This is a genomic window from Paenarthrobacter sp. RAF54_2, assembly GCF_052113945.1.
Classification (GTDB): Bacteria; Actinomycetota; Actinomycetes; order Actinomycetales; family Micrococcaceae; genus Arthrobacter.
In genome coordinates, this window is the sequence record NZ_JBFRDV010000027.1 from 44364 (window position 1) to 67095 (window position 22732).

A 22732-nucleotide genomic window follows, 5' to 3' on the forward strand; every position below is an offset into this window, starting at 1 on the left:
AGCGTTCGCACAGCCCTATGCGCTCGCGCGTTGCTGCGGGGCCGCCACCTCGGCCAGGACACGAGTGAGCACGACCTCCGGCGTCGCGCCCGAGAATTCGGCCTCGGGATCCATCACCAAACGGTGTGTCCAGACCACGGGAGCGAGTTCCTTAATGTCGTCCGGCAGCACAAAGTTGCGTCCCTGTCCGGCGGCCCAAACCTTCGCGGCGCGCACCATGGCCAAAGCACCACGGACGGAGACGCCAAGGCGGGTCTCGGAAGCGTTGCGCGTCTCTTCGCAGAGCCGTGAAATGTATTCCAGCACTGCAGTGTCCACGTGGGTGGTGGCGGCGAGGTCCGCCATGTCTGCCACGGCCTGGGTGGTGATGATGGGAGTGAGGTCCTTGGAACGGTCCTTCAAATTCGCCCCACCCAGGAGCCTGACGGTGGAGGCGTGGTCCGGGTAGCCTATGGATGTTTTGATCAGGAAGCGGTCCAACTGTGCCTCGGGCAGGCGGTACGTACCGGCCTGTTCAATCGGGTTCTGAGTAGCCAGGACCATGAACGGACGGCCTGCCTCGTACGTGGTGCCATCCACAGTGACGCGTGATTCCTCCATGACCTCCAGCAACGCCGACTGGGTCTTCGGGGAGGCACGGTTGATCTCATCAGCCAGGACGATGTTGTTGAAGACAGGGCCCTTGTGGAACTCGAATTTCTGGGTCTTCTGGTCATAGATGGTCACACCCGTGACGTCCGAAGGCAGGAGGTCCGGAGTGAACTGGATGCGGTTGTGGGAACCCTGCACTGTCGCAGCCAAGGCACGGGCCAGCGAGGTCTTGCCGGTACCCGGCGCATCTTCAAACAGGACATGGCCTTCAGCCAGCATCGCCGTGAAGGTCAGCCGGATCACGTGGTCCTTGCCCAGAACGGCCTGGCCCACGTTGGCAACGAGCTTCTCGAACGTTTCTGCAAACCATGCGGCCTGCTCGTTTGTCATGGTCATGGGGTTGAATCCTTTACTTGGGAGTGGGGTTGATCAAGGGCTTGCCGGGCAGCACGAGTCAGCATCGGCCAACGTCCGGACCGTTGACGTCTATGGTCGCGAGCTTGACGTACCACCCCGCGTGAGGGCCGTTTTCCATCCGGTACCACTTGTAGTAGGACGGCGAGTTGGATGACTCGCTGGAGCCGTAGATGTTCATCCAGCAAGCCGAGGTGATCCATCCATCCGAATACGAAACCCAGTTGGCGTCGCTGCTGCCGCATCGGGCGTCGCCATTAACGTTGCTGTAACGGTCAGGAACGCCAGGCTTGCCCGGGCAACTGTTGTTGTCGGACCGTTTCACGCGGACCGTGGTGACCGGTGGGGTGGGGTCGTCGCCGCTGGTGGAATTGGCGCTGCCGGCCGGTCCGGCTACGACAGTCACAGCCCTGACCTTCAGGTTGCGGGTGTTGCTCCATCCCCCGCCGGAGGCATCAAAGCTCGTGGCCTTACCCACGCCGTTCCAACCGCCACCGTCCAGGCTGACCTCGTAGTGATCCAAGGGACGGCCGTTCATGGATGGGTTGTTCCACGTCCAGTGCACCTGGCCGTCGCCCTTTGCCGATTTTCCACCGTTGACGTTCGGCGCGTTCGGAGGCCCATAGGGGTTCCCCGTGCCGATTGCCTTGGCATCGCCGGACATGCCGTTCTTCACTGAAGTGGCAATGATGTTGACCACCACGTTGGTGCCATTGGGCTGGCCACCGATGTCTCCGGCGCCGCGGCCAATCGGACCCGAACCGTAGGCGGTTTGCCAGCGATAGGAGATCTCGTTGTCCTGGGAACCGTTGCGTTCCGCGGCGGTCAGCGGCGTAAACGTCACCCGGAGCTGTCCACTGCTGCCAGTTGCAGCGACCGAACCGCTGCCCACCGTGCCGGGTTTACCCGCAGCACGAATGGCCGCAGACTGCTGGCTGACTCCGCTGACACCGGCCTTGTTGGTAGCCGAAACAGTAAAGGTGTAGTCAGCCTCAGCGTTTGCCACGGTGACATTCTGCGATGTCGCGGCTACAGATTGGGAACCCACGACGGCGCCACCCCGGTAGGTGGTCAGCGTGTAGGCAGACACGGGGTCGCCGTTGTTGTTGGGAGCTACCCAGCTGACCTTCAACTGGCTCTGGCTGCCAACTGATCCTGCGCCGGACACAGAGGGAGCAGCCGGTGTTGCCGGTACCCCTGCCGGAGTTTCCGCGGCGGAGTACGGACTCCACTCCGAGGGTTCTTTGGCATCGTTCCTGGCCAGGACGCGGACCTTGTAGGCAACGCCGTTCGTCAGGCCTTTCCAGACGTAGCTTGCACCGGTGAGGTTCTGGATCTGGGGATTCTGGCCCGCGGGAGCCGGGGAAATCTCGAGATCGTAGGACTTGATGGGCGAACCCTTGCTGGCTGGCGGGACCCAGGCTACGGACAACTGCTTGTCCCCGAACTTGAGAGTCGGCGCCACGGGGGTGTCCGGTTTGACGTCGGGTCGAACCTCGGCGGACACGGGCGAGCGATCGGACTCGTTGATGGCGTTGGTGGCGGTCACTGCGAAGTGGTACTTCACGTTGTTGGTTAGGCCCGTCAGGGTGCAGGTGTTGGCAGGGCAGTCCTGTTTGAAGCCGCCTTCGCCGTACACCGTGTACTTGGTGATGGGCGACCCACGGTCCGCAGGGGCATTCCAAGTCAGCAAGGCTGTTTGGTCGCCGACGCTCTGTGCCAGCGGAGTGGTCGGGGCCGCCGGCTTGTCCTTCACCGTGAGGCGAATGCGTGCCGTGGCGTACCGGGATGTCTCGCCCGTCTTGTCTTCCACCGTGTAAGCAACAACCATCGTTCCTGTAAAGCCTGCCGCGGGCGTCACTGTGACATCGCTGTTGCTGGGCTCCGCCGTTCCCTGCCCCGTCTCCGTCACTGCGGAAACGATCTTCAGGGGTGTATCCGGGAAGGGGTTCGAATCGTTCGCCAGCGCATTGACGGTGACCGGTTTGCCCGATTGGGCATCGGGTTCCACGTCATCATTGGCCACGGGTTTGGGCCGGTTGGATGCGGACAGGGAGAGCTTGTACGTAGCGAGTGCTTCCAGTCCGCGGCGGTCCTTGGCCTTCACTTGGACTGTGCCGCTCTGGCCGATCTGCACGGAATCGTCCGCGGAAACCTTGAGTGTCTTGCCGTCGACGTTCACCCGGAAACCACCGGGTGCAGCGCCCACCAGCTCGTAGCTCATGTTCTGGACGTCGTCGGCATCAGGATCCGAGGTCAGCTTCTCCAGGTCCAGGCTCGCCGAGTCCCCCTTGGGAACCTCAACCTGGCTGCCAAGCAGCGTGGGCGGATTGTTCTTATTGGGGTCCGGAAGCACCTTGGTACGGATGCTGAGCGTGGACTTCAAGCCGTTGGGATCATCAGGACCTGTTCCATCCGTGACTTCAAAGCTGATGGATCCCGGGCCCACGTATTCTGCGCCTGCGGTGTACTTGATTGCAGTACCACCGTTGGCAATAGGATCGCTGCCGTCGGCCCCGATGAGCTTGATGCGGTCCGCCTGGGTGAGGCGGGGTGAACGTCCATCACGGACCTTGACCCAGTCGRCCAAACTTACGGTGACGGACTGGCCGGACACCAGCTCCACCACCTCGTCCTTGGCCAAGGTGGGAACCTGCTGCCCGATGCCCGGCACCCAGATGATGGCCGTGGACTTCTGTCCGTCCACGTCCTCCACCGTGTAGGGCACCAGTTGGGGCTGCTCAGTGAGATCAACGATGACGTTGCCCTCAGAACCGGGCCGGGCCGTCTCCAATCCGGTACTGATTTTCAGATTCTCCCCCACGCCATCGGGGTCTTCGTCGTTCTTCAGGACAGGAACGTCTACGGCCGTCTTCCCAAGAGTCTGCGCCGATGTCACGCGGTCGTCGCGGGCAATCGGGGCCTGCAGCGGGACATCGTTCCTGACGATCACCCGGATGCTGGCCTGGCCCACGGCGTCGCGGTCGTCGGCCACGGAATAGCGGACGTTCACCGTGCCTTCGGCTGCAGGCGCGGTAATAAGGATGCGGCCACTGGTCTTGCTCACATGGGCGTCCAAGCCCGGGTCAGCTTCAATGCCATCGGCCACGATCCGGATCAGGTCACCATCCGGATCAGTGTCGTTGGCCGTAGCATCCACGGCAATCTGACGGCCCGGCCGGACCTTGACTTCGTCGTCCACCGGAGCCGGCTTCTGATTGTCTTCACCGCGCGGCGCAACCCCGACTGTGACAGTTCCCGTGTTGACCGCTCCTTGGCGGTCAATCACCTTGTATCGGAACGTATCGGTACCCGCACCATCGCCTGCGCCGACGAAATCGATGAAGTTGCTACCCGCCGTCGCTGTTCCCATGCTGGGTGTGCTGTCGATGCCGGTTAGCTGGACAGAGTCGCCGTCGGGGTCTATGCCATCCAACGGAACCGGAATGCGGACGCTGCCGCCAGCCACTACCCGCGCCGTCAGGTTCTTGGGCTGTGGCCGCGAATTCTGGGCGCCTTCCAACGGGAGGATGTGGATGGTCACTGCAGCGGCGCTCTTCTGCCCCTGGGGATCCACGGCGTTGTAAATGGCGCGCACAGTCTTGGGGGCAGGACCTGCGATGAAGCGGAGCGTGTCTTCGGAAATGAATGCTTTGCCGTCTTCTTCGGCAACGGGCTGGGCCAACACCGGATCAACAGAAAGCTTTTCACCCTGCGGATGCGTGTCGTTGTCCAGGACAGGAATGGTGACGACGTCGTTGACGCGTACGYTCACTTCGTCGGGTTTGGGCTGGGGAGCCTCGACGACGGCGGGGGCCGGCACCGGGACGACGCCCACCGTTCCGGTAGCTGAAGCGCGCCCGTTGGACATGGTGTAACTGAACACGAACGGTTCCTTGGCGCCGAGGACATCAGTCACGCGAAGGACGCTGTGGTCGATCACACTGACCGACGCCGAGGAGCCGTCGGGCACCGTAACCGACTGGAGGACGAGGACTCCCCCGGAAGGATCGGAGTCGTTGGCCAACGGATCAACCAACACGCTTCCACCCACAGGCAGCAGGGCGACGTCATGGACAGCAACCGGGGCTCCGGCGTCCTTGCCGGACTCCACGTCCACGCGGATCAAGCCTTGGCTGCTTTGTGGTCCGTTGCTGGCGATGTAGCTCAAATACACAGGGCCGGGGGTGTTGCTGCGGAACGTGAAGGTTCCGCCGTCGGTCACTGGACCCAGCTCTGCCGGGCCCGCAGCCTCAACATGGGCCACGCGCAAGGCGCCGCCGTTGGGGTCAACGTCATTCTTCAACGGGGAGATCACCAGGTCCTGGCCCACCACTGCTGTGACGTGGTCCGCGTTGACCACCGGTGCGAGGGCTCCGGGCGGTTGCACGTTCACCACCACACGGCCCGTGGTGGTGGCACGGCCGTCCCAGACGGTGATGGTGACGTTCTTTTTGCCGGGCGCTGCGCCGGAATCCTGGTACGTGAGCAACCCGTCCCGGCGGACCTTGACCTGGTCTTGGTCATTGTCAGCCTTGGCGTCCAGCAGGACGAGGTCGTCGCCGTCGGGATCCATCCAGTCGGTCAGGATGTTTTGGCTAACGGACTTGCCCTGCTCCACGAGCATCGTAGTGGGCTCGGCGCGCTTGAACAGTGGGGGCTTGTTCTCTTCCGGCGCGACGACGTGCAGCGTCACCTTGCCACCAGCCGACAGGCCACGGCCGTCCGCTGCGTTGTAGTCGAAGACCTCCGTGCCGGGCTTCGCGGTGGGAGGGACCTTGATCTGGAACGCTGAGCCACCGTAAATGTTCTCCAGCGCACCCGACTTCGGGCCGTTGGCGCCAACCGAGGCGGTGAGGACATCGCCGTCGGGATCTGAATCGTTGTCCAGGACGCTCAGACCGGAAGTGCGGCCGGGACGAACGCCGAACTCATCGGGTTTGGTCTCGGGCGGTCGGTTCGGCTTGGTACGGTCCGGGAGGACGTTGATGGTGTTGTTGTCCGCGGATTCCTGGTCCTGGTCATCGGATTGGTTCTTTGGCGGGACAACATCGTCCCAGTTGTTCACGAGTTGCATGTTCTGGTTGACCAGCCACACGCTGCCGGAGTTGATGTCGTTGAGGACCACGAGGTCCCGGTTCACACGGAAGACGTAGCTGGGCGATGCGCTGGCCTTGGGAACATCGTTTTTCTTGTCGTCTGCATCGTTGTCGCAATCACGGACGTATTTGTTGGCCCCGGCCCACGCTGCGTGAACACATTTGCTGACCCGCACGGGGGCGGCGGGAACTCCCTCGCCGTCCACGGTGACTGTCGCTGCCGTGGACCCGTCCAAAGGCTGCTTCAGGAGGGCTTTGCGCGTAGCGATGGCCACATAGCCGCTGTCTTCGCCGCTCTGCTGGAGCTTGGCTTCCCGGGCGTCCTGTAGCTGGAGCTTGCGGCCACCGGGGAGGAAGAGATTTCCGGATGCGGCATCCAGCACTACCGGTTTGTCGCCCACAACAGCAATCTGCAGATCACCTGCGCCCTTGAGCTCGTCCACCTTGGTTACTTCCGAGGCAGTCCGTTCGCCGTTGGCGTCCACGGTGGTGATGGTGATTTCGCCCTTGCCCGGGTCCGCCGTGTAAATGCGGTTGTCCTGTCCGACGGCGGAGACCAGGTTCTGGTCGCCTGTGAGGACGGGTTCCGTGGACTCTTCATCAAAGCCATTGACGGTAGACGGCGAGAGTGCCCACACTTTTCCGCGGGCGGGGTCGGTGACTGAGAGGACGCTGGAACCGTAGCTGACTTGCGAGGACGAGGGCAGTTGCTTGTCGCCACCCAACTTCAGGTTCGCCGCGGAGACCTGGTTGATGGTGGAGCCGGATTCATCGTCCACAAAGACGTTGCCGTCATGCTGCAGGACATCGAAGGTGGTGGTCGCCGGTGTCACGGCCCCATCAAGAACCCGGGATGGATAATTCAACCGTCCCACGGCATTCTTGGTCTTGCTCACAACCCACACGCCGCCGTCGTTCAAATCGACCTCGGCCGTCTTGAACCCCGGATACAGTACTGCGCCCGCTACCAGCAAGGCGCCGGCCGCAGTCACTGCAGTTGCAGATACGAGTTTCTTGTTTCGACGCTTTTTCAGCCCCAGCTTGCCGAAGAAAGATGTCACAGCCCCAAAATTCCCTTGTTGTACAGCCGCCCCCAGGCGGCGTCCAGGCAGACCGGCATGTGCCGGCAGCCTTGCATTCCGCAGTACCCCCATACGGCGGCGGAATTTTCAGTCCCTAAGACTATCCCACGCACCGCACGAGTAGCCAAGGGAACCCGAGATTGGACTCTCCATTGGCTTTGACAGCCTATGGCCTTCCCCGGGGATGCGGCGATGGGGAGAACTCCCCTGCTGCACCCGATCAGAATACTAGGTTATTCCATCGATTTGCGAAACCTGAGCCCGATCCTCTCTCACGTCCAACCGGTTTTCGGCCGATCCTCTCTCACGTCCCACCGGTTTCTGGCCGATCCTCTCTCACGTCCAACCGGTTTCTGGCCGATCCTCTCTCACGTCCAACCGGTTTCTGGCCGACGCGCGGGAGTTCCGTTGAGCAGCCTTGATCGTGTCTTCTTCTTCGCCGGGCATGAGGCTGCCTCGGGAAAACCAAGGACCGCAAACTCCCGACGTCGGGCTTAAGCTTTCGCGGCTATCCCGGCGTCGGCGCAGGACGTGAAAGAACGATCGCCAAAAACCCGCTGGACGTGAGAGAAGGATTGCCCAAAAACCAGCAGGACGTGAGAGAACGATCCCCAAAAAGCCCGCAGGACGTGAAAGAACGATCGCCAAAAACCAGCAGGACGTGAGAGAACGATCGCCAAAAATCCGCAGGACGTGAGAGAAGGACGCGCAAAAACCCGCAGGACGTGAGAGAGCGCTAGTCCAGCACCAAACCCTTGCCGCGGCCACGCGCGAGCATCACGGGGTGGATTTCGCCGAAGCCACGGACATTCTCGGACTTTTGCGGGACCAGCACGAAGCGTTCGTCCTGTCCGAGTGCAGCAGCGGTCATCGCATCAACCAGCACCGTGCCCGGCTGCGCCAGGGTGGTCAGCCGCGCCGCAAGGTTCACGGTGGGGCCATAGATGTCGCCGAGTCGGGACAGGATGCGCCCCCACACCATGGACACGCGTGCCTGTGGCAGGATCTCGTCTTCCGTAAACGCCTGCGCCAAAGCAAGGGAAATTTCCGCGCCCGCAGCAGGGGTCTCTGCAATATAGAGAACTTCGTCGCCCACGGTCTTCACCAGGCGTCCGCCGCCCACGGAGATGATCTCGGCGCATTTGTTCTCGAAGCGCTGCACCATTTGGGCCAGGGTTTTCTCGTTCATGCGCCGGGAGAGGCTTGTGTAGGAGACGAGGTCGGCGAACCCTACGGCACGGGCCAAAGGCAAGGGGGAATCGTCCTCGTCCCCTTCGCGGCCTTCTTCGCTCGCTTGCAGGCCGGCCTCGGCACGAACGGCAAGCCGCTGAACACCGGCATTGAGCTGACGGCGATACGAGTAGACCAGGATCTCTTCCAGGGAATCCACCAGCGCCGGCAGCTGGCCCACCAATTGCTTGCGGGCCACGGCATCCGGAATCCCCTGCTCCTGGACCATGTCTTCAACCAGTGCTTCGATCTGCCAGACCACCATGCGGTCCGTCATCTGGCCGATGGAGCGGGTAACGGATATCGCAGCTTCCTCGGTGAGGATCCCCGCGCGGACAAGGTCAAGAATGGTGGACAACGCTGCTTGGTCACGTTCGGTAAACGCGACGTCGTCGTCGCCGAAGTTGGGGAAGCCCAAAGCCCGCCACAACTTCCGCGCGGAAAGAATGGAGACACCGGCACCTGCAGCAACTTCACGACGGCGGAGCTTGCGTTCGCCGCCAAGCAACCTCGCCTCAAGCGCTTTGATGGCCAGGCGTTCTGCGGACATCACGCCGGTGGGAGGGCCAGTGGTCACGGGCGCTGGTTCCGTGTCCTCATCTACTGAAGGTTCGGGTACGGCGTCGAACTCCTCGTCCAGGTCCTCGCCGGACTGCTGATCCTCAACGCTCATCTCTTCCACCTTCTCTCAATTCCCACGGCAATCCATCAACGTCCGACAGGACTTCACCCTCAAAAACCCCACCTTTGGGCAGTTCATCCATGGCGTCAAGAATGTAGCCCCTGAATTTTCCGACCTCCGGAACGTCCGTCAAGACGGCTTCGCCAGAGGGCCCGGTATCCAAGGATATATTCCCGGAGTGCAATGTCCGCTGCAGCAGGTTCTGGTGGACCCCCACGCTGCGGACCGCCATCAATGACACCTGCCAGTCGCCGCGGCGAAACATTCCGTACTTGGCAATTATCCTGCGGCTCGTCAGGATGAACCTGACGGAACGCCATTTCAGCACCCGCTTCAGGCTGTAGGCCATCAGAACGAGTGCTGCCAAGCCCACACAGGCACCGACAAGCCATGGCGTCCATTCCACTGTAATGAATGGTGCAAGGCGTTGTGGATTTCCTTTGATGATCCATGCACAGGCGTACGCCGCCAGGGCAGGAATCACGATGAAGGCCAGCGTTGGCAAGAACAGCGAGCGGGGCTGTTGCCGCGTGATGGTGATGACCTGCTCCCCCGGAAGCAACTCTTTACGCATAACCGCTTTCCGTGGCGCGCAGATGGACCACATCACCTGCCGTCACAACATGTTCCCGGCCGCCGTGGTCCACCACCAGGAGCGATCCGTGCTCGTCCAAACGGGAGGCGTGGCCCACTATTTCGTGGTCGCCGGGCAGGTGCGCGCGCACTTCGCGTCCCAAGGTGACCATTGCCGACTCAACGCGCTTATGCAGCGAGGGGCCACCTGCCAACCCTGCCGCGGGATCGCCCTCAGAGTTGCAGAAGCTGCGGTAAAGCCGGCTGAAGCGCGAAAGGTAGCTCTTCAGCAGGGCGGTGCGGTCCATCGTCGTGGCCCCTTCCAAGGCCAGGGACGTTGCGGTTGGCACGGGCAATTCATCCTGCGCCAGCGAGACGTTGAGGCCGACGCCCAAGATCACTGCAGGGACCGATCCGTCACCCAGTGGCGTCATCTGAGCCAGGATTCCGGCAACCTTCCGTCCATTAATCAGGACGTCGTTGGGCCACTTGATCTCTGCAGTTATGCCGGCCGTTTCCTGCAATGCTTCGCGCAGGGCAACGGCGGCTAGCAGTGAGAGCCACGAGTAACTCTGCGTCGGCACGGGCATGCCTTCGGCTGTGACGGGTCGCAGCACCATGGAAACGGAGACGGCGGAGCGCTCGGGCGATTCCCAGTGCCTGTCCAGCCGTCCGCGTGCCGCCGTCTGGTGTTCGGCGGTCAACACAGCAAGGTCGGCCCATTTTTTGGGCTCCGAAGTTACGGCACGCACGAGGTCCTGATTGGTGGATCCCGTGGACTCGACAATATTCACTTGGGAAATTCCGGTTGCCGACAGGAAATCAGGCTGGAGCAGTGCCTCGCGGTCCAATGACGGCCGGTCTTCCCCGGGCCTGGGGTCGAGGGGTTCGCTGCTGGCAGGCTGTTCGGCATCCATAGCTGAATCCTATCCAGTTGCGGCCCGCAGAACTTGCCCGAATCATGGGAATCCGCTTAGAGGAAGATGTCGGGCACCAGCCGGTCCTCAGGCGCGCCGAGGCTGTATGGCGCAAACTCCTTCACACCGGCTGCCCTGAGGACTTCTTCGTCGGTGTAGAAATTCCCCGAACCCGCGGAACCGTCGCCAAGGTTGGCCCCAGTCAGCACAGCGTGCGCAGCATCGGCCATGATCTCCGGTCCGCGGGCGGCCTTCACAATCTGCTGCCCACCGGGCATGTTCCGGATCGCCGCGGTATCGATCAGGGTGCAAGGCCAGAGCGAGTTGACCGAGACGCCGTCGTCCTTAAGCTCCTCGGCGAGTCCCAGGGTGGTGAGGCTCATTCCGTACTTGGCCATGGTGTAGGCCAGATGCATCCCGGCCCATTTTGGATCGAGGTTCAGGGGTGGAGACAGCGTGAGAATGTGCCCGTTCCCGGATTCCCGCAGCGCAGGGAGGGACAGCTTGGAGAGCAGGAAAGTTCCACGGACGTTGATGTCCTGCATGAGGTCGTAACGCTTCATGTCAATTGCATCCGTGCGCGAGAGGTCAATCGCTGACGCATTGTTGATGACGACGTCGATTCCCCCAAAGCGCTCGACGGCGGCACTCACCGCCGCGGCGACGTCGTCGTCATTGCGGACATCACCAACGAGCGGCAGCGCCTGGCCACCCGCGGCGACCAGTTGATCGGCAGCAGTGAAGACGGTCCCCTCAAGTTTCGGGTGGGGTTCTCCGGTCTTGGCCATCAGGACGATATTGGCGCCGTCGCGGGCGGCACGGGTGGCGATGGCCAATCCGATTCCACGGCTTCCTCCGGACATGACGATGGTGCGGCCCTTGAGTGAACCGCTGGCTACATAAGGGGTTGGAGTCATGGAGACACTCTAACCCAACTATGTTACTCACGGGTAACATACATACAGCTTTGGCTTGGGCGCCGAAAATTGTAGGGTTTCTACAGCGGTTCGCGGCAATGGCGTCACTAGACTGGCCAGCGGGGCCTTTTCTTTGTACGGAAGCTACTTAAGTCAGCTACTTGTTTGCACCAGAACTGCGCCAGCGAAAATCAGCTACAGAGCCGGAGACACTTGATGAGCCACGATCTGACAACGACAGCGGGAAAGATTGCAGACTTCCGCGACCGCCAGGCCCGTGCAGAGCAGCCTTCCGGCCCGGAAGCGATCGAAAAGCAGCACGCACGCGGCAAGAACACTGCCCGCGAACGCATTGACCTCCTGGTCGATCCCGAATCATTCGTTGAGTTCGATGCCCTGGCCGTCCACCGCTCCACAGCCTTCGGCATGGAGAAAAAGAAGCCCCTGGGCGACGGCGTCGTCTCCGGCTACGGCACAGTGGACGGGCGGCTCGTTGCCATCTACAGCCAGGACTTCAGCGTCTACGGCGGTTCCTTGAGCCAGGTTAACGGCGAGAAGATCGTCAAGGTCCAGGAATTCGCCCTCCGCAACGGCTGCCCTGTGGTGGGCATCAACGACGGTGGCGGCGCGCGCATCCAGGAAGGCGTGGCTTCCCTGGCCATGTTCGCGGATATCTTCCGCAACAACGTCCACGCTTCCGGCGTCGTCCCCCAGATCTCGCTCATCATGGGCCCCTGCGCCGGCGGCGCTGCCTACTCCCCCGCCCTGACCGACTACGTGGTCATGGTGGACAAGACTTCCCACATGTTCATCACCGGCCCGGATGTCATCAAAACCGTCACGGGCGAGGACGTGGATATGGAAACGCTGGGCGGTGCCCGCCAGCACAACGCCACCACCGGTACGTCCTCTTACCTTGCCTCTGACGAAGCCGATGCCATTGAATTCGTCCGCGAACTCCTGGACTTCCTGCCTTCCAACAACCTCTCCGAGGCGCCGGTTGTAGAACACGACCAGGAATTGGAACTCGACGACGACGACCTCGCCTTGGATGGACTGATCCCGGATTCGGCCAATCAGCCGTACGACATGCGCAAGGTCATTGAGCAGATCGTGGACGACGCCCACTTCCTTGAAATGCAGTCGCTGTACGCCCCCAACGTGATCATCGGCTACGGGCGGGTCGAAGGCCACACCGTCGGCATCGTTGCGAACCAGCCCATGCAGTTCGCAGGCACCCTGGACATCTCCGCATCCGAGAAAGCCGCCCGGTTCGTCCGGCACTGCGATGCTTTCAACATCCCCATCATCACGCTGGTGGACGTGCCCGGCTTCCTCCCCGGCAAGGACCAGGAATTCCAGGGAATCATCCGTCGAGGCGCCAAACTCCTGTATGCCTACGCTGAGGCTACTGTGCCCAAGCTCACCGTCATCACCCGCAAGGCCTATGGCGGCGCATACATCGTGATGGGCTCCAAGAAGCTCGGCGCGGACCTGAACCTCGCGTGGCCCACGGCCCAGATCGGTGTCATGGGCGCCCAGGGCGCAGTGAACATCCTTTACCGTCGCGATCTCGCAGCGGTTGCCGAGGCCGGTGGCGACGTCGAAGCCAAGCGCGCAGAGATTATCCAGGGCTACGAGGAAGAACTCCTCAACCCTTACCAGGCAGCTCAGCTGGGCTATGTGGACGCCGTCATTGCACCCTCTGACACGCGTCTCCAGATCATCCGCGGCCTGCGCGCCCTTCGCGACAAACGCGCCAGCCTGCCCACCAAGAAGCACGGGAACATCCCGCTGTGAGCCCGGCAAAGCATCGGGCTGAGGATAACCCTTCAGCCCCCGAACCCGTCGCTCCTATGTTCTCCGTGGTCAAGGGAGAACCCACCGCCGAGGAACTCGCGGCGCTTGCCGCCGTCGTCGCCTCCGTCGGAGTACCCCCGACGACGGAGCCTGCAAAGCCGAACGTTCGTCATTGGGTTCGGCGTCAGCAGCTGCGCCTTGACCCCACGCCGGGTCCGGGCGCATGGAAGCGCAGCCGCGGATAGTTCGCTTCATCGCGGTGGCGGGAAGAAAGTGCAACAACCCTTTCACGTGAGCCGACTCACGGTTAGGCTCTGTGGGTGACTACTGCAAACACGCCTGCACGACCCAAGACCGCCATCGATTCCGTTGCTGACGCATACACGGAAAAGCTGATCGAACTCAACCCCAGCTTCGCCACCACGTTGGGGTTGCCGGGGCACGAGACTGAATATCAGGACTTCTCGCCTGCAGGAGCCGAGGCCCATGCGCAGGCTGCCCGGCAGGCGTTGGAATCGTTGGCGGCGCTGGAACCCACCGACGAGTCCGACGTCGTCACCCTGGACGCAATGCGCGAGCGGCTCGGGCTGGAGCTGGAGATCCACGACACCGGCTGGGATGCTGCCGACCTCAACAACATCGCTTCGCCCGCGCAGGACATCCGCGCCATCTTCGACCTCATGCCAACGGATACGGCGGAGCAGTGGGAGCACATTGCCGGCCGTGCGGCCAACGTTCCCGGCGCCATCGAGGGCTACATCTCCTCGCTTCGTGCCGCCAAGGAAGACGGCAAAGTAGCCGCCGCGCGCCAGGTTCGGATCGTCATCGAGCAAACTGCCCGCTACGCCGCCGAGGACGGATTCTTCGCCAAGATGGCTTCATCCGCTTCCCTTGGTGGGCAGCCGCTTCCCGCAGACGTTCAGTCCAAGCTCGACGCCGGTGCCTCCGCTGCACGATCAGCCTACGAATCATTGGGTACTTTCCTCCAGGACGAGCTTCTCCCCGCTGCCCCGGAAAAGGACGCGGTGGGGCGGGAACGGTATGCCCTCGCCTCCCGTTCGTTCCTGGGGGCGGCCGTTGATCTCGAGGAAACCTACGCGTGGGGCGTCCAAGAGCTGGAACGGCTCATCAGCGAACAGGAAAAGGTAGCCGCACAGATCAAACCCGGCGCCAGCATCGAAGAAGCCAAAAGCATCCTCAACAACGATCCAGCCCGCCAGATCAAAGGCACAGACGCCCTGAAGGCGTGGATGCAGGAACTCTCGGACCGCGCAGTATCCGAGCTCGCAGACGTCCACTTCGACATCCCGGACGTCATGAAAACCCTCGAATGCATGATCGCCCCCACCGACGAAGGCGGCATCTACTACACCGGCCCCTCCGACGACTTCTCCCGGCCCGGCCGCATGTGGTGGTCCGTTCCCGTCGGCGAAGACACCTTCACCACCTGGTCCGAAACAACCACCGTCTTCCACGAAGGCGTACCTGGCCACCACCTCCAAGTCGCCACCGCCACCTACCAGCGCGAACTCCTCAACAACTGGCGCCGCAACGTCTGCTGGGTCTCCGGACACGGCGAAGGCTGGGCACTCTACGCCGAGCAGCTCATGCTGGAACTGGGCTACCTCAAAGACCCCGGCGACCACATGGGCATGCTGGACGGCCAACGCATGCGTGCAGCCCGCGTCGTCTTCGACATCGGCGTACACCTGGAACTAACGGTCCCCGAACGCTGGGGCACCGGCACCTGGACGCCAGAAAAGGGCTTTGACTTCCTCAAGGCCAACCTCGACATCAGCGAAGGCCAACTCCAGTTCGAATTCACCCGCTACCTCGGCTGGCCCGGGCAAGCGCCCTCGTACAAGGTGGGGCAGCGGCTCTGGGAACAGATCCGGGCCGAGCTTGAAACCCGCGAAGGGTTCGATCTGAAGTCCTTCCATAGCAAAGCACTAAACATTGGCTCGGTCGGTTTGGACGTGCTGCGGCGGGCGTTGCTTGGTTAAGTTGCAAGGTCCGGCGTGTCCGGAGGACACACATCCTCTGCGTGCTGCTCCTTCGTCGCTTTGACGCACGCTGCCGGATGTCTGTCCTCCGGCCATGGTGCCTTGCCAGTCGACGACGGCGGCGCAGCGCGTCCCTTGACCGAGACAATGGCCACAGTGGGCTGGGGAATAACTTCATACTCGAGCGGTAGTTCGCCGGTATTCAAGGCACGGGCCCGAATAGGGGTGTTGTAGCGGCGTAATATTTCTAAACGTCCGTTCGCTATGTTATTTGGGGTGCACCTAGCGTGTTCTTGTGAGCACCTCAAATAACATCACTTCCGCGCCTGCAAAGAGCGGCTTCCAGCTTCCCAAGTGGGCAGGATCCTTCGGCGTCCAGATCATTGCCGCCCTCATCATCGGCCTAGTCCTTGGCCTCATCGCCAAGTACACCGGCAGTACCAAGACCGCCCCCAACGGCCTCGGCGCAACTCTTCAAACGATTGGCTCCAGCTACGTCTCGTTGCTGCAGACCGCCGTCGTTCCTTTGATCTTCACGGCGGTGGTGAGCTCCATCGCCAACCTTCGCCAGGTTTCCAATGCGGCCCGCCTCGCCTGGAACACGCTGCTTTGGTTTGCCATCACCTCACTGGTTTCGGTGCTCATCGGTATCGGATTGGGTGTGCTCCTGCAGCCTGGTGCAGCTACCGGGATCACCCAGAAGGCCGAGTACGCCGGCAAAACCGGAGACTGGTGGGCATTCCTGATCGGGCTATTCCCCAAGAACTTCCTCGGACTCGGCGCGAGCTCCACTGTCACGGAGAGCGCTAATGCCGCCACCACGGTCAGCACGTCCGTCAGTTTCAATGTGCTCCAGATCCTGGTGGTCGCGATTGCCGTCGGCATCGCTGCCCTCAAGGTCGGCAAGCAGGCAGAAGCGTTCCTGACCTTCAACGCCTCGGCATTGGCTGTCATCCAGAAGGTCCTGTGGTGGATCATTCGCATCGCTCCACTGGGCACTATCGGCCTGATCGGTAATGCCGTGGCCATCTACGGATGGGACACCATTGGCTCCCTTGGCAAGTTCACGGCCGCCATTTACATCGGCCTGGCACTGGTGCTCTTCGTCCTGTATCCGATCCTGGTCCGCGTCCACGGCCTTTCCATCAAGCAGTACTTCTCCGGTGTATGGCCGGCCGTGCAGTTGGCCTTCGTCTCCCGTTCCTCGATCGGTACGCTGCCGCTCACGCAGCGCGTCGCCGAGCGTAACCTCGGCGTTCCCTCGGGCTACGCTTCCTTTGCCGTCCCGCTCGGCGCCACCACCAAAATGGACGGTTGCGCGGCGATCTACCCGGCCATCGCAGCGATCTTCGTGGCCCAGTTCTTCGGTATCAACCTGGACTTCAGCCAATACCTCCTCATTGTGCTGGTCTCCGTGCTGGGTTCCGCTGCCACGGCAGGCACCACAGGCGCCGTTGTCATGCTCACGCTGACCCTGTCCACGCTGGGACTGCCGTTGGCCGGCGTCGGACTCCTGCTGGCGATCGACCCCATCCTGGACATGGGCCGCACAGCCGTCAACGTGGCAGGCCAGGCGCTCATCCCCGCAATCGTCGCCAAGCGCCAGGGCATCCTGGACGAATCGCTGTACAACGCGCCCCGCAATGGCGCCGCGTTCGCTGACGAGTTCGCCAACGACACGGCTGCTGCCGAGAACGAGGCGCGCGAACTGGCCGATTCCAAGGCATAGCACCAGCTGGCTTTTCGCACCGCGCAATCCCTTGGGGACTTCTCCCCCGGGGATTGCGCGGTTTAACGGCGAAAGCTGGATAGGCTCGGAGCATGTTGATCGTCACCTCCAATGAGATACCCGGCCACCGCATCGACGCCGTCTTTGGCGAAGTCATGGGCCTCACTGTCCGTTCCCGCGATATCGGCTCCCAGATGCTGGCCGGTTTCCGCTCCCTCGGTGGCGGCGAGCTGCCTGAAATGACCAGGGCACTCTACGAAAGCCGACAGGAAGTCATGGCCCGGATGGTCAACGAGGCCCAGCAGCGCGGCGCCAACGCAATTGTCGCCATGCGCTTCGACACCTCCGAAATGGGGACCAACTGGACTGAAGTCTGCGCCTATGGCACGGCCGTTTACGTGCTCCCGCTCGGCGAAGGCGAACCCGGCGCCACCGGCCAGTCCGTGTACTTGACCAAGACCGCGTCCCAGCCGGCCCAAGGGCAGCAGGCAGCGCAGCAGGGTCAGCAACAGCCAGTGCAGCCGACTCACCCTGCGCCGCAGGCACCCCCGCACCAGTTCTGACCTACTTCCCTTCGCGCCACGGGTCCCGCCCTTTTACGCTCTACTCGCAATTGAACGGTGAATAGAGCGAACAAGTGCGGGATTCGTCGTACCGGAGGTGGATTTTCCTGTTGCTGGCCTAGGTTTTGGACGCCGATCTTGACCGTTGTGGGTGACCCGGCAAAGGTGCGGCCTTGGATTGGTATGTATGTCCGGTGGGTGTGTTGACTTCGAGTTCATGTCTGCCGCCGGGGATTGTTTTTGCGTTCCAGCCAGGGTTTTCTTTGGTGTGGTTGCATGCTTCGCAGAGTCCCGCGCCGTTGGCCAGGCTCGTGGCACCGCCGTAGTGCCAGGGGACGATGTGATCTATGTGGCGGATGGGCGCGTCGCAGTAGGGGGTGCGGCAGGTGTCGTCCCTGGTTTCGATGAAGCGCCGCATTCCGGGTGGGAAGAGCCGGGCTTTGGAGTCCATGGCCAGCAGTTCACCACTGGCTGGTGCTGTGTATAGACGGCGAAGCAAGACCCTAAGGTCCTCGCGATCCATGCGTTTCGTACCCGAGTTGGCCTGCCCGGATTCCGCTTGGTTGTCGGTCCCGGCCTTTCCCACAACCCCGGCCTCGCCGCTGGTTCCGGTCTGACCATTGATTCGCGACTCCCCGTCCGTCTGGACGCGTTCGGGTGCTCCGTTCGTCTGGTTGCTGCCTCCGGCAACGAGGGTTCTGGCCCATTCGGCGGGGACGATTCCGTAGCCCTGGAGCCGTGCTGGTTCGCTGTCGCCTTGGAAGAGGGTGCGGTCGGTCATGACGAGTTGCACATCAACACCGCTGATCCCGTCTGGGGTGCCGGTGAGGCGTTCGGTCAGGGTGTCGGCCATGACCTGGCCCCGGTTACGGGTGTCCCCGCCGGAGCGGGCCGAGTCCGCGTGCCGGGTGAGCGCGGCATACGCGGCGACCCCTTGGGCGACCGGAAGCAATGCGGTGAGGATGGTCATGGTGTCCGGGGCGGGCCGGAGGCTGACGTGCCGTTCGGACGCGGCATGGGCTGCGCGCTGGGTCACCGAGCGGGGGTCCCGCCGGTAGGCGGCGGCTCGTGCGGCGGCGATGATGGTTTTGTCTCCAGCGCCGTCGAAGGTTCCGGTGTCGGGGGCGAGTTCCTCATCAACGGCTGCCCGGTCTTCGACGGACAGGCACGCGGTTTCCTTGACCAACAGAGTGGCTCGCCATTCGTTCAGGTGTCCGGTTTCCAACGCGGCCATGGTGCGCGGCATCTCCGACACCAGTGCCTTCGCCAGTCCGAGGAGCCGGGACCCCTTGTTCGGTGACTCCCGCCGGGCCAACGCGATCTGCGCACCCACACCCTGACCACGCTCAGCGGAGGGGACATCCATCTCGGCCTGGGCTTGGCGCTGGGCGAGGTCGAACGCCACAGCAATCTTGGCCTGTAAACCGGCTATAGCGGACTTCATGTCTTCCAGCGCACGCAGCTGATGGATAAGGTCCCTGCTCACCACGCTGGCCGCAACGGGAGGCATGAAGCGGGCAGGAACAACTGACGATGAGAGTGCGGTCATCGTTTGCCCTTCGCTGTCCAAGTCCATACCCACACTCTTTCAGCAGGCACCGACATTATTAGCTCCCCCCGGATTGGGTTGCCGGGCAATAAGAACTGATATTTTCGACATCCGCTCAGGTGAATATTGCGCAGAGTGCAAAGTTGCACTTAGTGTAAGTATGTGACCCCAGACAGTATTGAACCGATCAGCGCAGAAGTCAGCGAGCCCGCCGGCCCCTCGCGGCGCGAGCTCAACAAGGCAGCAACCCGCGCCTCCATTGCTACCGCGGCACTGGACCTTCTACGTAGTAATGGCCCCGGCAATTTCACGGTGGAGGACATCACCGCGAGTGCAGGCGTTTCCCGACGGACCTTCTTCAACTACTTCGCGAGTCTCGAGGCTGCTCTCGCATCCGTGGCCGACGGCTTCATGGATCGCGCCCTCGAGCAGTTCCGATTGCGCCCGGCGGAGGAATCGATCCTCGAATCCGCACAGGCCGCGCTGATGGCCCTCGCAGATCCCATGTCGGTAGCACCCATGGCCGAACTTTTCAGCCTCACTCAGGAGAACCGCTCCCTGGCCCGTTCCGAGCTCGAAGCATGGGAACACTGCACAGGGCAGATTATCGACGCTGCCCGCAGCAGACTCGGACCAGACACCGGCGAGCTCTACCTGCATGCCCTTGCCGGATCTGTCATCTCATGCGGCAAGGCGGCTATGACAGTCTGGTTCGCCGAGCGAGGCCCTGACCTATCGCCCGATTCGCTTGAGGTTCTTCGCCAGCACCTCATCGACGCCATGGGCCTTCTGGGAGCCGGCTTCGCGCCGTCGTCGGAAGTCACCCCGCAAGCGGTGTCAGCCGCGAACACATCATTCCACTCCACCTCCACAGATCGGTTCTGACATGGCCTCGTTCCTCTACCGCCTGGGCAAGTTTTCTTATCGCCGCCGCTGGCTGGTCATCTCGCTGTGGCTGGCAGTCCTGGTGGCCGTGGGAGGGTCGGCCGCCGCCTTCCACGGCACCATGTCCAACAACTTCAGCATCCCCGGCACGGAAACGCAGAGGATGGCCGACAAGCTCAAAGAAGCCCTGCCCGATGCGTCCGGCGGCTCGGCGAGCGTGGCCTTCGACGCCGGAGACTCTGGTTTCGACCAAGCCAAGAAGGATGCCGTAGCCACTGCGCTCAACAAGCTCGAAGCCATGCCGGACGTGCAAGGGACGGTGAATCCGTTCACCACCCAGGACCAGTTGGACAAGGCCGCCGGCGAGATTGCTGCTGGTGAAGCGAAGGCCGCCGAAGGCAAGACTCAGCTGGACGAAGCCCGCGCCCAACTGGAAGCCGGTGCAGCCCAACTTGCGGGAGCGGAACAGCAGATGGCAGCCTCAGGGCTTACACCTGCACAAATCGAGGCCCAACTCGCGCCGCAGCAGGCCGAACTAACCGCCAACAAAGCAAAGCTCGACGCCGGTGCCAAGGAAGCAGCGGACGGAGCCGCCGCGTTGGCCTTGGGAAAGCGCCAGCTGGAGGCCTCCCAGGGATGCGTTTCGTGTCCAGCGACAACAAGGCCGCCATCGCCCAGGTCCAATTCAAGACCTCCATCAACGCTGTTGATCCCGCCGTCCGCAAGCAAGTTCAGGAGATCGTTCAGGGCGTATCCTCCGCGGGTGTCACAGCATATGCCAGCAAGGAAATCACCGAGGACGTCTCGCAGATCTTCGGAGTCGCGGAAATCGTCGGTGTCGCCGTGGCAGCTCTCGTTCTGATCCTTATGCTGGGCACACTCATCGCAGCCGGCCTGCCCCTCGTCATGGCCCTGATCGGCGTGGCTGTAGGCGTCGGCGGAACGTTCGCCCTAACCGGCGTGATCACCATGAGCTCCATTTCCCCGATGCTCGCTCTGATGCTTGGGCTTGCAGTGGGCATCGACTACTCCCTCTTCATCGTCAACCGCCACCGTAACCAGCTTCTGGCCGGGATGGACGGCGAGGAATCCGCAGCCCTCGCCACCGGTACGTCCGGAAATGCCGTGCTGTTCGCGGGCCTCACAGTGATCATCGCCCTGGCGGCATTGGTGGTCCCGGGGTTGCCCTTCCTGGCTGTGATGGGTGTTGCCGCCGCAGCGACAGTTGCCGTCGCCGTCGTCGTGGCTTTGACGCTGACCCCCGCCATTCTGGCGTTGATCGGTCGCAGACTGATTTCCAAGCGCGCATGGGCGAAGGCCGCCAGGCACAATGCCGAGCCGGGCCACGAAGCCGCGGACCGGGCCTTGGAAGAGAAGCGCAGCAGCAGTGGCTGGGGCGGCTTGGTCACACGGCACCCCTGGGTTTCCCTCGTGGCCAGCGTCGTGCTGTTGGGCGCCTTGGCTCTACCGGCTTCCCAGCTTCGCCTGGCACTACCCGACGGCGGATCCGAGCCTGTCGATTCGCAAGCCTTCAAAGCCTACGACCTCACACGCAACAGCTTCGGAGAAGGCGTCACGGGGCCGATTGTCGTCGTCGCCGGGTTCCCGGAAGGCCTCAGCGAAACCGATGCCAAGAACAAGCAGTTCGACGTCGCGGATCAGCTGCGCAGCGTGGAGAACGTCACGGCCGCAGTGCCGGTGGCACTGAGCGAAGATCGCCAGACTGCTGTCTTCCAAGTCATTCCCAAAGAAGGACCAGCAAGCGCCAGCACAGTCCAGGTAGTTTCCGACGTCCGCGCCAAGGGCACCCAAATCCGCCAGGACCTCGACGTCAGCATCGGCCTCACCGGTCAGACGGCCGGCAACATTGACGTTTCCGCCAAGCTCGGGGCTGCCCTCCCGCCGTACCTGGCGATCGTCGTCGGGCTTTCGCTGATCCTGTTGCTGCTGGTCTTCCGCTCGATTGTCGTGCCTCTGCTCGCCACCGGCGGTTTCCTGTTGTCACTGGCTGCCGCATTTGGCGCCGTCGTGGCCGTTTACCAGTGGGGCTGGCTGGGAGCGATTTTCGACGTCGCCAACCCGGGCGCCGTCCTGAGCTTCCTGCCGATCATCCTGATCGGCGTGCTGTTTGGCCTCGCGATGGACTATCAGGTGTTCATCACATCGGGCATGCGTGAATCCTTCATGCATGGTGAGAACGCCAAACACTCCGTTCGCAGCGGCTTCAGCCACGCCGCAGCAGTGGTCGCGGCGGCCGCGATCATCATGGTCAGCGTGTTCTCAGGCTTCATTTTCAGCCACCTCACCATGGTCCGGCCGTTGGGCTTCGCGATGGCGTTCGGTGTGCTGATTGATGCGTTCGTTGTCCGCATGACGATCGTTCCCGCCGTCATGTACCTGCTAGGCGAGAAGGCGTGGTGGTTGCCCAAGTGGCTGCAGCGCGTCCTGCCGGATGTGGACGTCGAAGGCGCCAAACTGAACCGCAGCGATCGCCCGAAGGCCGGCTCTGAGGAACTGGTCCACTAACCTTCTCTCACATCCACGCTGGCTGTGACAGATGTTCTCTCACATCCACCGGCGATCTGACCGACGTTCTCTCACATCCCCCGGCGATCTCACGTCGGCACTCAACTTGGGTGCCGACGTCGGGCATTTCTGGGTGCATTGTTGGCAGGTGAACGCGTCACGGGATCAGGTC

General features: G+C 62.5%; 13 protein-coding genes and 1 pseudogene. 7 read left to right on the forward strand and 7 right to left on the reverse strand.

Going from position 1 to position 22732, the window contains the following annotated elements; translation table 11 throughout:
- Window positions 1-15: 15 nt before the first annotated feature.
- The 6 genes from AB4Y87_RS21790 to AB4Y87_RS21815 all read right to left on the reverse strand — a co-directional run bounded on the left by AB4Y87_RS21790 (window position 16) and on the right by AB4Y87_RS21815 (window position 11505).
- Entirely contained in the window at window positions 16-987 is a 972-nt protein-coding gene (locus tag AB4Y87_RS21790; protein WP_416417455.1) for an AAA family ATPase, read from the reverse strand.
- A gap of 58 nt (window positions 988-1045) precedes the next feature.
- The gene (locus AB4Y87_RS21795; RefSeq protein ID WP_442006341.1) at window positions 1046-7165 is read right to left on the reverse strand and encodes an Ig-like domain-containing protein; all 6120 of its coding nucleotides are present in this window, start codon (window positions 7163-7165) and stop codon (window positions 1046-1048) included.
- A gap of 757 nt (window positions 7166-7922) precedes the next feature.
- Complete coding sequence (locus AB4Y87_RS21800) at window positions 7923-9089, reverse strand: adenylate/guanylate cyclase domain-containing protein (RefSeq protein ID WP_442006342.1); 1167 nt, start codon at window positions 9087-9089, stop codon at window positions 7923-7925.
- Window positions 9079-9672, reverse strand: coding sequence for a PH domain-containing protein (locus tag AB4Y87_RS21805; protein WP_442006343.1), 594 nt, complete (start codon window positions 9670-9672; stop codon window positions 9079-9081). The genes AB4Y87_RS21800 and AB4Y87_RS21805 overlap by 11 nt, the downstream gene beginning before the upstream one ends.
- Window positions 9665-10588, reverse strand: coding sequence for a biotin--[acetyl-CoA-carboxylase] ligase (locus AB4Y87_RS21810; RefSeq protein ID WP_442006344.1), 924 nt, complete (start codon window positions 10586-10588; stop codon window positions 9665-9667). Before AB4Y87_RS21810 ends, AB4Y87_RS21805 begins: the two co-directional genes overlap by 8 nt.
- A 56-nt stretch (window positions 10589-10644) precedes the next feature.
- The gene (locus AB4Y87_RS21815) at window positions 10645-11505 is read right to left on the reverse strand and encodes an SDR family oxidoreductase (RefSeq protein ID WP_442006345.1); all 861 of its coding nucleotides are present in this window, start codon (window positions 11503-11505) and stop codon (window positions 10645-10647) included.
- 216 nt (window positions 11506-11721) lie between these two features.
- Between AB4Y87_RS21815 and AB4Y87_RS21820 the strand changes: the two genes are divergently transcribed.
- From AB4Y87_RS21820 to AB4Y87_RS21840, 5 genes are all read left to right on the forward strand, one after another.
- Window positions 11722-13305 (forward strand): acyl-CoA carboxylase subunit beta, encoded by a 1584-nt coding sequence (locus AB4Y87_RS21820; protein WP_442006346.1) that lies wholly within the window; start codon window positions 11722-11724, stop codon window positions 13303-13305.
- On the forward strand, window positions 13302-13550 hold the full coding sequence (locus tag AB4Y87_RS21825; RefSeq protein ID WP_442006347.1) for an acyl-CoA carboxylase epsilon subunit: 249 nt from the start codon (window positions 13302-13304) through the stop codon (window positions 13548-13550). Before AB4Y87_RS21820 ends, AB4Y87_RS21825 begins: the two co-directional genes overlap by 4 nt.
- Window positions 13551-13625: 75 nt before the next feature.
- Entirely contained in the window at window positions 13626-15308 is a 1683-nt protein-coding gene (locus AB4Y87_RS21830) for a DUF885 domain-containing protein (RefSeq protein WP_442006348.1), read from the forward strand.
- Window positions 15309-15603: 295 nt separating this feature from the next.
- Entirely contained in the window at window positions 15604-17037 is a 1434-nt protein-coding gene (locus AB4Y87_RS21835) for a dicarboxylate/amino acid:cation symporter (RefSeq protein ID WP_442006349.1), read from the forward strand.
- 92 nt (window positions 17038-17129) lie between these two features.
- Window positions 17130-17600, forward strand: a complete 471-nt coding sequence (locus AB4Y87_RS21840) for a YbjQ family protein (protein WP_442006350.1) — start codon at window positions 17130-17132, stop codon at window positions 17598-17600.
- Window positions 17601-17718: 118 nt separating this feature from the next.
- Here AB4Y87_RS21840 and AB4Y87_RS21845 read toward each other — a convergent pair whose 3' ends face one another.
- Complete coding sequence (locus AB4Y87_RS21845; protein WP_442006361.1) at window positions 17719-19110, reverse strand: HNH endonuclease; 1392 nt, start codon at window positions 19108-19110, stop codon at window positions 17719-17721.
- A 201-nt stretch (window positions 19111-19311) separates the two neighbouring features.
- On the opposite strand from AB4Y87_RS21845, the gene AB4Y87_RS21850 reads away from it, so the two are divergent.
- Both AB4Y87_RS21850 and AB4Y87_RS21855 read left to right on the forward strand, forming a co-directional pair.
- Window positions 19312-20034: a TetR/AcrR family transcriptional regulator gene (locus AB4Y87_RS21850; RefSeq protein ID WP_442006351.1), complete on the forward strand. Its 723-nt coding sequence runs from the start codon at window positions 19312-19314 to the stop codon at window positions 20032-20034.
- A gap of 1 nt (window position 20035) precedes the next feature.
- Window positions 20036-22560 (forward strand): annotated as a pseudogene (locus AB4Y87_RS21855) (MMPL family transporter).
- Window positions 22561-22732 lie beyond the last annotated feature (172 nt).